We start from the raw sequence: 13,246 nt of genomic DNA on the forward strand, positions 1-13,246 counted from the left end.
TTTAGTAGGATCAAAAAAGGTAGTGAATTATTCACTACCTTTTTTGATTAAATTGCGTTTATTTATACAAGATGAGGTCTTCTAGTTTTTAGGGTTGAGCGCTTCAAATTTTGCCAATTGCTCTTGTGTCGCAGGTAGTTGGTGCTTTTCTTTCCATTCACTGTATGGCATACCGTAAACACTTTCACGGGCCGTATCCATATCTACATTTACACCCAGCTTTTCAGCTTCTGCTACCGTCCACTTTGAAAAACAGTTTCGACAAAAGCCAGCTAGGTTCATTAGCTCAATGTTTTGAACATCTTTTCTTGCGTCCAGGTGGGCAAGTAAACGCCTGAATACCGCGGCTTGAATTTCGGTTTCTTTATCCATCATGTGTGATCTCCTGTTGGAATTTAAATGGGGTAGTATTGTGTTGTTATTGCGCTGTGTTTAATGCTTGGTCTACTGAACTAAACCGGTTTCTTCAGGATCTTGCTCTAATTCCGGCTTTTTATAGCGTCTTATTTGTACGATCATGCCCATGTAAGGATGATCAAAATAATGAACTTCTCCGCTAATTACTCGGCGATTTTGACTAAATGGAATGGAGTGCCAAGTAGTTTGTTCTGCATTGGCAGTGTCATCCTCGAGTGATTGTGTCGCTAATTCAGCAGCGCTATGACTGGAGACATTAAAGTCAGCCGTGATGTATAAGTAATGACTCAAATGCAGCCTAAATAAGCCATCTAAATACCAAGATTGAATAGGGGGATTAGGCTCTTGGATTTCAGTACTCGCAGCCAATTCATCAGTATTAAGTTTAGCTAGCACATCGGCGTGCAAATTGGGAGCATCAATTTCAGCCAGTAACTGCTCTGGGGCAATATTAAGCTGATCAATGGTTTCAAGAATAAAGTTTGTTTTTAGTGCCGTAGGCGACATTGTCTCAGCCGGCAATAATTTTTCGTCTAATAAGCTTTGCGTTGATGTTTCAGTATTTTGAATATCATCAGTGATACTTTCATGTTGTTGCGCTAACCATTGCTCAATGGATAATTGCTCTAAACGATTTTGATAATTTTGTTGTTGGTCTAGATAGTTTTGATGAAAATGTTCACCGGCAAACAATTTTAGTGCTTTATTTTGATCAGCAGGCTTTCTATTGATCAGCGTTTGTCTCCAACCAAGATGGAGCATAGGTCTAAAGTTTTTGCTGCGCCTTAACTGCAGATAAATGTCTTTTAACTGTAAAGAGTCACTGTCGATAAGGTATGGGTTGTCAGTATGAACAAATTCATTACCGTCAACACGACCCGTTAAGCCATGAACAGGGAAGGTGTCAGTCGTATAAGCTCTTGGCGATAGCGGATTTGAGCTGATGTATTGACATAAAGTACTTAATTTTCGTCTGCTGCCGTCTGTCTTATACGTAAAATAGTTGGTTTTCAAGTGACTATAATTAAACACTAGCGCTGGAAATGCTTTCTCGGCATCACTAACGGCAGTGATTTCTTCATCTGACAGCCCTAGTAAAATTACTTCTGTGTTTAATTCATCTACATTTGATAGCTCGTCAAGCGCTTGCTCGTCTTCTTCAAAATACGGCTCTGGCTCATTCAGTATATTACTAGCAGCTGCATCCTCAATATTCAAAGTGGCTTCATTGCCCAATGTTTGGTCAGCCATAAAATCGGATTGTTCGAGAGTGACTTGTTGGTCGATTTTTTCTAACGTCAGGGGCGTGAAAAAAGCAGGTAACTCTGCGCTTTGCTCAAGCAAGCTTTTAGGGTAATGCTTCGCATCACATGACGGTAATTGATATTTAATTTGTGCCAAATTTGGCTGAAGGTACTGACCAAGTAAGTCAAAGGTGCGGTAGTTAGGCAATGTTGAATTTTGTTCAAACCGTTCCTTTAACTGACTTTTATCACCTAATTGACGAAAGAGAATAACTTCTACTTCAAACCACCGTTTGTCAATTTTCTTTTCTGCTGCTTGCACGCTGCCTGACAACACCGTTGCAGAGATAAAAACTACGCTCGCACTGACTAGGGATAAATAAGCCTTCATTAACTCTCTTTGGTCCGTGTAATAAATCTAAGCTTTCACTGGTAAAATATTATATCAATCACCAATGAGTAACTGTTAAATAAAATCACTCAATTAACAGCGATTTATGTTTTGTGTTTAGATAATACCAAATATTTTTGGGGGCTTACTCATTTATTTGATAATTCTGCTAACAATGAGTTAACCCAAGTAAATCGCGCTTGTGCATCGTCAGTGACTTTCGTAAATTTCACTTTGTTTGCACCATCGAGTTTATAAATTTTTGGCTGCTTTTGAATTAGGCCAATGATTTTTACTGGATCGACATTGGTATTATCATTGAATTCTACTGAGCCGCCACTAGGGCCCACTTCAATCCGCGAAATACCGAGTTTTTGTGCTTTAAGTTTTAATTTTGCAATTTGGACTAAGTTCTTTGTTGGCTGAGGGAGCAAGCCAAAACGATCGATCAACTCGACTTGAATATCATCTAACGCTTGTTTGTCTTCACAGCTGGCAATACGTTTATAAAGACTGAGTCTTAAGCTGACATCAAAAATATAATCGTCAGGTATTAGGGCGGCGATACGTAAATCGATTTCAGTTTGTCTTGCGGTTAAATTATCTAGGCTAGGCTCTTTACCTGCTTTCAGTGCCAATACTGCTTGGTCTAACATTTCCATATATAAACTAAAGCCTACTTGACTCATTTGACCGCTTTGCTCTTCACCTAACAATTCACCAGCGCCACGAATTTCCAAATCATGGGTTGCTAGGGTAAAGCCAGCGCCTAAGTCTTCCAATGAAGCGATGGCGTCTAGCCTTTTCTTGGCGTCTTTCGTCATTCGTTTTTCATGCGGTGTAAGTAGGTAAGCGTAGGCTTGATGGTGAGATCGACCAACACGGCCACGCAATTGGTGAAGCTGTGCTAAGCCTAGGCTATCCGCTCGGTCCATAATAATGGTATTCGCGCTAGGCACATCAATACCTGTTTCAATGATCGTTGTACATACCAAGACATTGTACCGCTGGTGATAAAAATCACTCATGATGCGCTCTAGATCACGCTCACGCATTTGCCCATGAGCCGTAGTGACTTTAGCTTCAGGTAATAATGCTTCAATATCTCTGGCAGTTTTCTCAATAGTTTCTACGTTGTTGTGTAAGAAGTAAACTTGACCACCGCGCAATATTTCACGCAGGATAGATTCTCGAATGAGCGCATCTTCGCGTTGTCGAACAAAGGTCTTGACCGCAAGTCGTTTTGCAGGAGGTGTGGCAATAATGGATAAATCTCGCATCCCCCCCATCGCCATATTAAGTGTGCGTGGAATAGGTGTTGCCGTTAACGTTAAAATATCAACATTGGCTCTTAGCTTTTTAATTTTCTCTTTTTGCTTAACGCCAAATCGATGCTCTTCATCAACAATAAGCAACCCTAAGTCATGGTATTTAATCGAGTTTTGAATCAGCTTATGAGTACCAATTAAAATATCAATTTGTCCAGACTCAACTTTTTCAATGACTTGATTTTGTTCTTTTGTGGTTTTAAATCGAGACAGCACTTCAATACTGATCGGCCAATTGGCAAATCGATCTCTAAAGTTCTCATAGTGCTGCTGGGCAAGCAGAGTGGTTGGCACTAAAATGGCAACTTGCTTTCCATCATTGACGGCAACAAAAGCGGCGCGCATCGCCACTTCGGTTTTACCAAAACCTACGTCACCACAGACCAATCTGTCCATTGATTTTTTATCAAGCATGTCGCTGACAACCGCATTAATCGCTTGTTCTTGATCGAGGGTTTCTTCAAAGCCAAAACTAGCAGCGAATGCTTGGTATTCTTCTTTGTTGCGTTTAAATTGATGACCTGTTCTTATCGCTCTGTTGGCGTACACATCAAGCAGTTCAGCGGCAACATCTTTAATTTTTTCCGCGGCTTTTCGCTTTGCCTTGCTCCAAGTATCGTTACCTAATTTATGTAGTGGTGCTTGGTCAGGATCGTTACCTGAATAACGGCTGATCAGATGCAAAGACGCTACAGGGACATAAAGCTTTGCGTCATTGGCATAACTCAATGTTAAAAACTCTGTTGTTATGCCGCCTGTTTCAAGCGTTTGTAGCCCTAGATAACGACCGATACCGTGATCAATATGTACCACAGGTTGACCAATCGAAAGCTCTGCTAAATTCTTGAAAATAGCATCTGCTTGTACGTCTTGCTGTTTGCTGCGGCGCCTTGACTGCTTAACTCTGTCACCGAGAATTTCTGTTTCAGTGATTAACGCAATGCCCTGTTTGTTTTCTTCATTCGCAAATATGAAACCTTGCGATAAAGCATTGACTGTGATCCCTAACGATTCATCACTATTGATAAACGCATCAATGCTCGAAAATTCATTCGGTTTGATATCATCGCGTTTTAGAAGTTCTAAAACACTTTCTCTTCGTCCTTGAGATTCAGCAACAAATAGTACTTTTTTCGGTGATTTTTTATCAGCTAAAAACAGGTTCAGTAATTCAAAGGGTTTTTTAAGTTGATGGTCAACGGTTAAGTTAGGCAGTGTTTGAATATTAAAATAGACTTCGCTGGCTTTTCTACTTGCCTTTTCTTGCGCTTGTGCCACCAATGAAATGCGATCAAAGGTTTTTAGCTCGACAAATAGCTGCTCAGTATTTAAAAATAGTTGGCTTGGCGGCAACAAAGGGCGAGTAGGATCGTATCGTCTGTCTTCATAGCGATACTCTATATCCTGCCAATAATGCGCCATGGCGTGTTCAATATCACCGCTAAGGACTACAAGAGTGTTCGTCGCCAAATAGTCAAATAGCGTATTGGTTTGCTCAAAAAATAATGGCAAGTAATATTCAATGCCCGCAGGCATTATGCCATTGCTGACTTGGTGGTAAACCGATTCTTTGTCGATAGTGCTTTTAAATTGCTCACGGTATTGGCGTCTAAACAAGTTGATGCCGTTCTCATCCATTGGAAATTCATGAGCAGGCAGTAAATCAATGGTCTCTATTTTTTCTTTTGAGCGCTGAGTTTCAGGATCAAAGAGGCGAATTTCATCTATTTCATCATCGAAAAAATCTAATCTAAATGGTTGATTACTGCCCATAGGGAACAGATCTAAAATTGCTCCTCGCGCAGAAAATTCGCCGTGCTCCATTACTTGATCTACATTTCGGTAACCACAAGCTTCTAAATCTTGCCTTAAGCGATGAAGATCTTTCTTATCGCCTTTTTTGATCAATAAGGTATTAGCTTCTAGGTACGCTTTAGGGCCAAGTCGTTGCGCCAAGGTTGAAATGGGGACAATAACGATACCACTGTCCATTCTCGACAGCTTATACAGAGTCGATAATCGTTGCGAGATAATGTCTTGGTGCGGTGAGAATGAATCATAAGGTAGCGTTTCCCAGTCAGGAAATAGACAAATATTTAGCGCTTTATTTGTATTTAAACTCTCGAGCTCTTGTTCAAACCGAATGGCAGATGGCGTGTCATGTGTAACCAGGAGTATCGGCTGCTGTGCTTTTTGCGTCGCTTTAAACAGTGCAACACTAGCACTACTACCAACTAAGTTGGTCCATACTTTCTTATCGGCTGTATTGGATTTTGCTTGTTCAAGAGTAGGAGAAAGAATAGAAGAACGCGTCATATATACATTTGTCTTTTGGTTAGATGAAACACCACATCCATTTGTTTGGATGTTAATTATTCAAGAGTTATAAACCTATTTATTTGCCCGTGAATGATAAAGTAGGCATTGCTCAATATTCCAAATTAAAACGTTACAAGTATAGGATTAGAGAGCACTATCGGTAATTCTTTTTTAATTCGCGCGATAGTCTAGCATGCAGGGCATCAGACTCAAGAAATTACCTTGAAATCCCATAGAATCAATTTAAATAAACAATTTAGATTATGCCTTAAAAGCTCATTTAGTATCTGTTAATAGTCAAAATGTTTGGCGGGGACAGTTATTCTTTATTGGTTGAAAAACAACCTCTTCACGCTATACTGAGCCAATAGATTTGGATGATCGGGGTGAATTTTGGATAAGCTTATCTACACCATATTACTGACATGTTTAGTCAGTTTACATGCGCTAGCACAGGAAGAGGTTTATCGGTGGGTGGATGAGAACGGAAACGTTCATTATGCTGATCAGCCTAAAAATGCCAACGCAAAACGCTTTATTTTGCGTAATAACAATTATTCACAGCCCGCAGTCAATGAGCAGGAGTTGCAACAAAATAATGAAGCGTTAGCAGCAATTAATGCCAATGTTTCAAGCAACTCCTCGACTACAACATCTGGTTACGATAATGCTCAAGCTAGCCCTGAGAATGCTTGCAACTATCTTCGAGCGCAAATGAACAATGCTAAACTTGAGCTCAACAGCAATGATTTATCAAAAGTAGAACAAGCTCGCATATATTTAGAAGAGGCTGAAAAATTGCTTAAAGACGGTAAATGTAATGAATAGAGTCGTGTTAACGCACAGCTAATCACTTGGTCTGTCTAAAATCACTGGGCCTTGTCCTTGCTCGGCAAGTACGTCGTCAGGGTTGTAAATAGGGCAGTTCTTCATTGATAAACAGCCACACCCGATACAACCTGTCAGTGAGTCTCGTAGTTTCTCCAGGTACCTAATCCTTTCGTTCAAATCTTGTTGCCACGTTTTAGATAACATTTCCCAGTCTTTCTTGTCAGGTGTTCTGTTATTTGGCAATGCAGCAAACGCTGCTTTTATGCTCTCTAAACTGATGCCCATTTTCTGCGCCGCTTTAATGACTGATACTCGTCTTAGTACGTCAGGCGAATATCTACGCTGGTTTCCTGCATTTCGTCCACTGCTGATAAGTCCTTTTTGTTCATAAAAATGTAACGTTGACACTTTGATGCCGCAGCGTTTTGCGACAAAACCTACCGAAAGCTCTTTTGTTGTCTGCATATTTTTCTCTTTGGATAAATTTATTTTCAGTTTATTAAAAAAAACGCTTTACCTCAACTTAACTTGAGGTTTTATAGTGGTGGCGTGTTAAAGAAAACCTGAACAAAAAAAGCCAAAATTTAAATAGATATCAAGGAGATTACTATGAAAACTCAACAATCAGAGCAAAACCATGTGACAGAATCATCGACGTTAATGGCGTTTATCAGCTTGTTCAATCAAACCATGGCAAACAAATAATAGGTAGGTGAAGAATGTATTTAGAACATTTGAATTTAGTCGTAAATGATTTAGAAGAAACGCTTACCTTCTACCGCGCAGCATTTCCATACTGGGAAGTACGAGGTGAAGGTACGCAAAGTTGGTATGGAACACCTAGACGTTGGATACATTTTGGTGATGACCAGCAGTATTTAACCTTTAACGATAACGGTAGCGGTGAAAATCGAGCGTTACATACTAATGATTTAGGCTTAGCGCATTTTGCTTATGTTACACAAAACCTAGACGCTGTGATCCGCAGGTTACTATCCGCTGGTTTTGATATTGCTAAAGACGGTTCACAAGACGAATATCGTAAAAATGTTTATTTCCTAGATCCTAATGGTTTCGAGATTGAGTTTGTGCAGTACCTGTCAGATATTCCCCAAGAGCGAAATCAATATGCGTAGTGTGATTGTCTTAGGCACTAGCAGAAAGCAAGGTAACACCGAAAAATTGGTAAATAGCGTTGCAAAGTTAATTGATGCAGACGTTATTGACCTAACGGAACACCATATCTTGCCATTTGATTACAACTTCAATAACCAACATGATGACTTTGTAACACTCACCAAAAAGTTACTTCAATTTGACCACATTATTTTAGCATCGCCCATTTATTGGTATGCGCCAAGTGCTCAAATGAAAGTGTTTTTAGACAGGCTTTCTGATTTACTTAAAGTAAACAGGGACAGTGGACGACTGTTAAGGACTAAAGTGGCTTCTGTGCTGTCAACTGGCGCGAGTAGAATGCCAGAGTTGTGTTTTGAACAAATGTTTAAACACACTTTTGATTATTTAGGAATGGAGTATCTAGGAATGCAATATTGTTATTGCGCAGATAAATTCGAACTAAAAAAACATCAAAAAAAGCTCAATGATTTTGCTAGAAGCTACTATGCTTTAGTGGATAAACGGAGTAGGGAAACATGTATTTAAATGAATTGGAAGTTCGGCTGTATTTAACAAGAATAGGCGTAGAGTATTCTTTTTCTCGATGTGATTTGCCAAACCTTGAACGGCTATCGCAATTGCACCAATCACACCTGTCTACGGTGCCATTTGAAAACCTATCTATTGCTTTAAACCAAGAGATCCAGTTGGGCGGATATCATGCGTTTGAAAAAATTGTTGCTGAGCATCGAGGTGGTTTTTGCTATGAGTTAAATTATGCGTTCTACCAGCTATTATGCTCCTTGAAGTTTGATGTCAGCATATTGTCTGCTCAAGTATTTAATCAAACAACAAATGACTATGGGCAACCATTTGATCACTTAGTGCTACGGGTAAATTTAGCTGACAAGAGCTACTTGGTCGATGTAGGTTTTGGCGATTCCTTTATTTTACCAATAAACCTAAACGGCAAAACGTCGTATCAAATTAATGGCGACTATAAAATTACCGATATCAATGGGATGAAGGTGCTTCACCAACGTAAGTCCACTGAAAATTGGCTTCCTCAATACAAGTTCTCGCTTGAGCAACATACGATAGAAGATTTTGCAGGAATGTTTGAATACCACCAGTTCAATCCTCAATCTACGTTTACCCAAAAAACTGTTTGTACATTACTACGTGATTACGGCCGGATAACCGTTGCTAACGGTAGTTTGATTCGTACAGAGCATGGTGAGAAACAAGAAATAGTCATAGGCAGTATCGAAAAGCTTCAGCAATTACTGCTAAATGAATTCAATATAAACGTGCTCAACCAAGCGGACATTAAAGTGTTAATGCCAAACAGTGTGTAGTGCTTGGCTTAACTTGGTTTAGCCCTCACATTTACGTGTCAATGAGCTTAATGAGCTTAATGAGCTTAACGAGCTTAATGACACGACTTACCGTGTTTTTCTAAACGCCAATAATTATATGGCCAAGGGGTCAAAAAGCCGGCCAACAATGTGATGGGTAATACCCACCAGGTGAGTATTGCGCCACCTGTTAGTAGAAAGTCTGTGATGTTCATCGCAAGCTCCATCGCTAGCATCGAAATAAAGCTCATGCCAAAGGCGGTTTTTAGGGCATCAATTAACGTAAATTTGGCACGATATAATATGATGGTTTCAAGAATTATGCTCGTGACAAGGCCATTAAACATGGCGAGCAACATGACGGTAAGCGTAGAAAGACTGTGTTCTGTGAATTGAAAATAGGCGATTGTACCTAAATCGCCTATGGCGCAGCCTATTAAACACCATTTAGTGTTATGTGCACTTTTAAGCCAGTTCTTTCGGTTGTTCCAAACAATAACCATGATGTTTTCCATTGATGAATAATACTTGGTTTAGTGTAATTGAACAGGGCCTAAACCTTGTTATATCCTGTCATGCCTTTGTTATAGAATTTACAGCTTATCAAGCGAAGAACGTGATTTTTCATTTTTAAGTGTGCGAAAATGTCCAGGGCTTAAACCAGTATGTTTCTTAAATTGGCTACTTAAATGAGCAACACTGCTATACCCTAAATGAAAGGCTACTTCTTTGATGGTCATTTCGTTGTAAACCAATAGCTCTTTGACCTTCTCTATCCGAAGCCGAATAAAATATTGCTCAATGGTAATCCCTTCAACCACGGAAAATAGGTGGCTCAAATAGTTATACTCCAATTTGACTGTGCTGCTTATGTGGCTAGACAGCTTAGAGTTGTTTGAGCTTTCAATGGTGTCAATGTATTCAAGGCAAGCAAGTTTAATTGCTTCAATTAATTGGCTTTTTTGGTCGCTTAGAATGCTAAACCCGAGTGCCTCCAATTGTTGCTCTAGCAACCCTTGTTTATTGCTGGGTAACTGGTCACCGTGAATCTTGGCGAAATCAATTTCCCCTAACTCAACCGACGCATAGTTTAAACCTATACTTTCGAGTACATTTCTTACCGCTAGACTACAGCGGTCACAAACCATGTTTTTTACATAAACTTTCATGTTGGAGATAAATAGCACATTAGATTTGAACGATTGTATCTATAGCTGTTTATTACCGCCAATTATTTTATTACTGCTAAACTTTTATCTATCCAGATATTTAATTTCATGTGATTTAAGAGTCCGATTTCATGTTTCAGCCAATCTTTATATATGTCGTTGGGTTTGTCATTGTTGTTTCTTTCAATGTGTTTGCTAATGACAAAAAGGCAGCAGTCAACTTTTATACCGAGGCATATCCCCCAGCCAATTATGTAGAAGAGGGTGAGTTAAAAGGTATAACGGTAGATACACTTAAGGCAATGTGGCAACACTTAGGGGAAAAAGAGCAGCCTATCTCGATTGTACCTTGGGCAAGAGGTTATAGATACGCCTTAGATGTTGACCGTAGTGCGCTTTTTACTATGTCCAAAATACCAGCTAGAGAGAGAATGTTCAAATGGGTTGGCCCCATTTTTTATTCAACCCATGTTCTTTTCGCCAAGAAAAAAAGAAAGCTTAAAATCAACTCATTAGGGCAGGTATTCGACTATGATATTGCAGCTGTCAGAGGAGACATTTCGGAAGTCGCGCTACTGCAACTTGGCTTTCCTTCATCGAATCTTTCTGCGGTGCTAAAATTAGAGCAGGCGTTTTTAATGCTGGAAACTGATCGTGTAGACATGATTGTGTTAACCATACATGGTTATTACCATTTGGCTTCGTTAATAGGTTTTGATACTAAAGAGTACGAACAAGTTTGGCAGGTTAATAAAGTGGGGAATTACATTGCTTTTCATAAAAACACCCCTGACAGCTTGATATTAAAATATCAAACCGCATTTGAAGCCATTGCTAAACAACGCATCGCCATCAAGCAAAAATATGACTTACCGTTAGATGAGTATTGAGCGCGAGAAAAGCTTGTTATGTACTTAATACACCCGCTTAGTTGATGCTGGATTGTTTTTTAACGCAGCTAAAGGCCTAATGGGCCGTTGAACTAAATTACCACCACAGTTTGGGCATACATTATTTAGTACCGTCTCTACACAGTTTGAACAAAATGTGCATTCAAATGTACAAATCATTGCTTCATTCGATTCGGGAGGCAAATCTTTATCGCAGCATTCACAGTTAGGTCTTAATTCTAGCATTTAAAACTCCATTGTAAGGTTCTAAACATAGTCCCAATGGGCGCTGAAAATAGTATGCTAAAGTTTTGTAGCGAAAGGAAGCAGAGCAAGTTGGAAGTCACCCCGCTTTAAATGTCTGTTGCGTAGTGTAGTTTACGTTACTAAGCTACTTTATTTTAATCTGGTAATTCCAATCAAAATACTAATAACACCACCAATCATACCAGCCCAAGCTTCAATAGGGGTATCACCACTTAATGTACGGCTCAGTTGTGAACTGGCTGAATCGTAAATATTATAACCCCACATAGCCAAAGCTGCGCCGACGATAATCAGTATGATACCTATAATTTTATTATTCATTTGAACCCCTAGTTTTTATTATAAAGTTGAGTTAAATCTATTTGTACATATACTGCCCAGATATAGAGTACTACGTCCAGCCAAGTTGTTGAAGGCCAATAGTATAGGATGCATTAAGGGGACGAAAGGCTTGCATGCGCCTCAGCCTTTGCCTGCCTCACATGCATCGAAAAACTTCGTTGTTGTGGTTAATGAATCACTCATTGGTTAATTCGCTTATTACTCGACGTGAATACTTTGTATAGCATTACATTTTTGTAGTAACACTTAACACTCTCGTTAATGGGTTAATAATTGTTGGCTAAAATAAGTGACCAAGGAGCAAAAGCCAACTGTATTTTGTTTAATAGCTTGTTATAAGCCGCTTAATTCAAACCTATATCATTTAATATCCATTTTAATTGAGGATCTTGTTTTGAAATATAGTCATCAATTGATACCCCTATATTAATATCAGGGTATAACGCATCCTTAATATCACTAGTGAAATGATACAACCGTTTTGAATATGTCACTTCTAGGTTGGAATTAGGTAGAACAAACTGCCCCATATCTTGATACCCTGAAGGTTTAGCACCTGTAGGCTCACCAATTAATTTTGCGTTCAGTAATTGTGAAAACTGGGCTGCGTTACTCATTGCAGCAGAGAAAGTGGCATTATCAATAAGAACATAAACTCCGGATTTCCAATCTATACTGTCAGCCAGCACAAGAAGTTGAGCCAACTTTAAACCTACAAAAAAGTCTCCACCATAATTGTCTCTAAGGTCAATTATTAATTTTTTGGATTTGTTTTTTTTAATGAAAGACAATAAATCTTCGCCCAATGATTCCATTTTTGAAATTGATGTGTAACGGCGAAATTTAAAATATACTACTTTCTTATCATTTAACGACCCAAACCAAAGATCCTCGTTTAATTTTTCCTCAATAGAAAACATAGAATTGTTTAGATATGAGAGTTCGGCTGTGTACTCATTTGAATAAGAAGGTGTTAATTGTTGTTCAATTAGCTCTTTGCCTATTATGAATGTGAATCGAGCTTGAAATGTATCGTTAATGATTCCTAGCCCATTAAGTAACTCGGCTTTTGGGATATATTGCGCTGCTCTTACTTGCGTTGAGTATTGATTTTCAGAAAAAGGTGTTAGTTGAGAAAATGAACGATAGATTTCGTCTGCATTCTTATTGTTAATTTTCTCAAGTCTTGCTCCAAGGAGGTGCTTAAAATCCTTGGTAGCTTTAATTACATAAAGCTTTCCCATGATCATTTTTAACTGAATAGGAAAGCTTTTTAATTTAGCCCCCCATAAAGGAAATGATGTATGTCCATCACCAATTTTGTGTGTCAACTTCATCAGTTCAACTAATAACTGATTTTTTGTTAAAGAAGATAAAGAGCTTTTAAGTTGAGATATGTCTTTATTAAAGTTCTGTTTAGAAATTGTATGATATAGATCTATATGTTTTTCAGACAAGTGTTGAGAGTAAAATTCAAGATCATCTTGCCAACTTTTAACCTCTAAATCCGTAATGCCAAAACAATGGAGAGAAATCATTGATAATAAAATTGAAAGGGAAAGTTTCACTTG

The 13,246-nt window shown here is 38.8% G+C and carries 14 protein-coding genes; 5 read left to right on the plus strand and 9 right to left on the minus strand.

The annotated features are described in order from the left end of the window. Positions 1-81: 81 nt before the first annotated feature. The 3 genes from QUE03_RS06530 to mfd all read right to left on the minus strand — a co-directional run bounded on the left by QUE03_RS06530 (position 82) and on the right by mfd (position 5,696). Positions 82-372, minus strand: a complete 291-nt coding sequence (locus QUE03_RS06530; RefSeq protein ID WP_286267779.1) for a DUF1244 domain-containing protein — start codon at positions 370-372, stop codon at positions 82-84. 72 nt (positions 373-444) lie between these two features. After that, positions 445-2,052, minus strand: coding sequence for a CsiV family protein (locus QUE03_RS06535; RefSeq protein ID WP_286266344.1), 1,608 nt, complete (start codon positions 2,050-2,052; stop codon positions 445-447). Positions 2,053-2,201: 149 nt separating this feature from the next. After that, positions 2,202-5,696 (minus strand): transcription-repair coupling factor, encoded by a 3,495-nt coding sequence (gene mfd, locus QUE03_RS06540; protein WP_286266346.1) that lies wholly within the window; start codon positions 5,694-5,696, stop codon positions 2,202-2,204. Positions 5,697-6,092: 396 nt separating this feature from the next. On the opposite strand from mfd, the gene QUE03_RS06545 reads away from it, so the two are divergent. Further along, complete coding sequence (locus QUE03_RS06545; protein WP_286266348.1) at positions 6,093-6,527, plus strand: DUF4124 domain-containing protein; 435 nt, start codon at positions 6,093-6,095, stop codon at positions 6,525-6,527. Positions 6,528-6,545: 18 nt separating this feature from the next. On the opposite strand, the gene soxR is transcribed toward QUE03_RS06545, so the two are convergent. Beyond that, positions 6,546-6,995, minus strand: a complete 450-nt coding sequence (gene soxR, locus QUE03_RS06550) for a redox-sensitive transcriptional activator SoxR (RefSeq protein ID WP_286266350.1) — start codon at positions 6,993-6,995, stop codon at positions 6,546-6,548. Between the two features lie 254 nt (positions 6,996-7,249). Here soxR and QUE03_RS06555 point away from each other — a divergent pair, with 254 nt between their 5' ends. Genes QUE03_RS06555 through QUE03_RS06565 form a run of 3 tightly spaced genes read left to right on the plus strand, consistent with a single transcriptional unit; the run spans position 7,250 to position 9,007 of the window. Then, on the plus strand, positions 7,250-7,666 hold the full coding sequence (locus QUE03_RS06555; protein ID WP_286266352.1) for a VOC family protein: 417 nt from the start codon (positions 7,250-7,252) through the stop codon (positions 7,664-7,666). Next, positions 7,659-8,195: a flavodoxin family protein gene (locus QUE03_RS06560; protein ID WP_286266353.1), complete on the plus strand. Its 537-nt coding sequence runs from the start codon at positions 7,659-7,661 to the stop codon at positions 8,193-8,195. The genes QUE03_RS06555 and QUE03_RS06560 overlap by 8 nt, the downstream gene beginning before the upstream one ends. Continuing rightward, the gene (locus QUE03_RS06565) at positions 8,186-9,007 is read left to right on the plus strand and encodes an arylamine N-acetyltransferase family protein (protein ID WP_286266355.1); all 822 of its coding nucleotides are present in this window, start codon (positions 8,186-8,188) and stop codon (positions 9,005-9,007) included. Before QUE03_RS06560 ends, QUE03_RS06565 begins: the two co-directional genes overlap by 10 nt. Before the next feature lie 74 nt (positions 9,008-9,081). On the opposite strand, the gene QUE03_RS06570 is transcribed toward QUE03_RS06565, so the two are convergent. Both QUE03_RS06570 and QUE03_RS06575 read right to left on the minus strand, forming a co-directional pair. Next, on the minus strand, positions 9,082-9,510 hold the full coding sequence (locus tag QUE03_RS06570; RefSeq protein ID WP_286266357.1) for a DUF4396 domain-containing protein: 429 nt from the start codon (positions 9,508-9,510) through the stop codon (positions 9,082-9,084). A gap of 90 nt (positions 9,511-9,600) precedes the next feature. Then, on the minus strand, positions 9,601-10,176 hold the full coding sequence (locus QUE03_RS06575) for a helix-turn-helix domain-containing protein (RefSeq protein WP_286266359.1): 576 nt from the start codon (positions 10,174-10,176) through the stop codon (positions 9,601-9,603). A 131-nt stretch (positions 10,177-10,307) separates the two neighbouring features. On the opposite strand from QUE03_RS06575, the gene QUE03_RS06580 reads away from it, so the two are divergent. Continuing rightward, positions 10,308-11,066 carry a substrate-binding periplasmic protein gene (locus QUE03_RS06580; RefSeq protein WP_286266361.1) on the plus strand — a complete coding sequence of 253 codons (759 nt, stop codon included), beginning with the start codon at positions 10,308-10,310 and terminating at the stop codon, positions 11,064-11,066. Between the two features lie 24 nt (positions 11,067-11,090). On the opposite strand, the gene QUE03_RS06585 is transcribed toward QUE03_RS06580, so the two are convergent. The 3 genes from QUE03_RS06585 to QUE03_RS06595 all read right to left on the minus strand — a co-directional run bounded on the left by QUE03_RS06585 (position 11,091) and on the right by QUE03_RS06595 (position 13,243). Beyond that, positions 11,091-11,312: a DUF1272 domain-containing protein gene (locus QUE03_RS06585; RefSeq protein WP_286266363.1), complete on the minus strand. Its 222-nt coding sequence runs from the start codon at positions 11,310-11,312 to the stop codon at positions 11,091-11,093. A gap of 150 nt (positions 11,313-11,462) precedes the next feature. Next, entirely contained in the window at positions 11,463-11,654 is a 192-nt protein-coding gene (locus QUE03_RS06590; RefSeq protein ID WP_286266365.1) for a DUF3185 family protein, read from the minus strand. A gap of 365 nt (positions 11,655-12,019) precedes the next feature. Further along, positions 12,020-13,243 carry a S41 family peptidase gene (locus tag QUE03_RS06595; RefSeq protein WP_286266367.1) on the minus strand — a complete coding sequence of 408 codons (1,224 nt, stop codon included), beginning with the start codon at positions 13,241-13,243 and terminating at the stop codon, positions 12,020-12,022. Positions 13,244-13,246: the final 3 nt, after the last annotated feature.

The sequence above is a fragment of the Thalassotalea atypica genome (assembly GCF_030295975.1).
GTDB lineage: Bacteria > Pseudomonadota > Gammaproteobacteria > Enterobacterales > Alteromonadaceae > Thalassotalea_F > Thalassotalea_F atypica.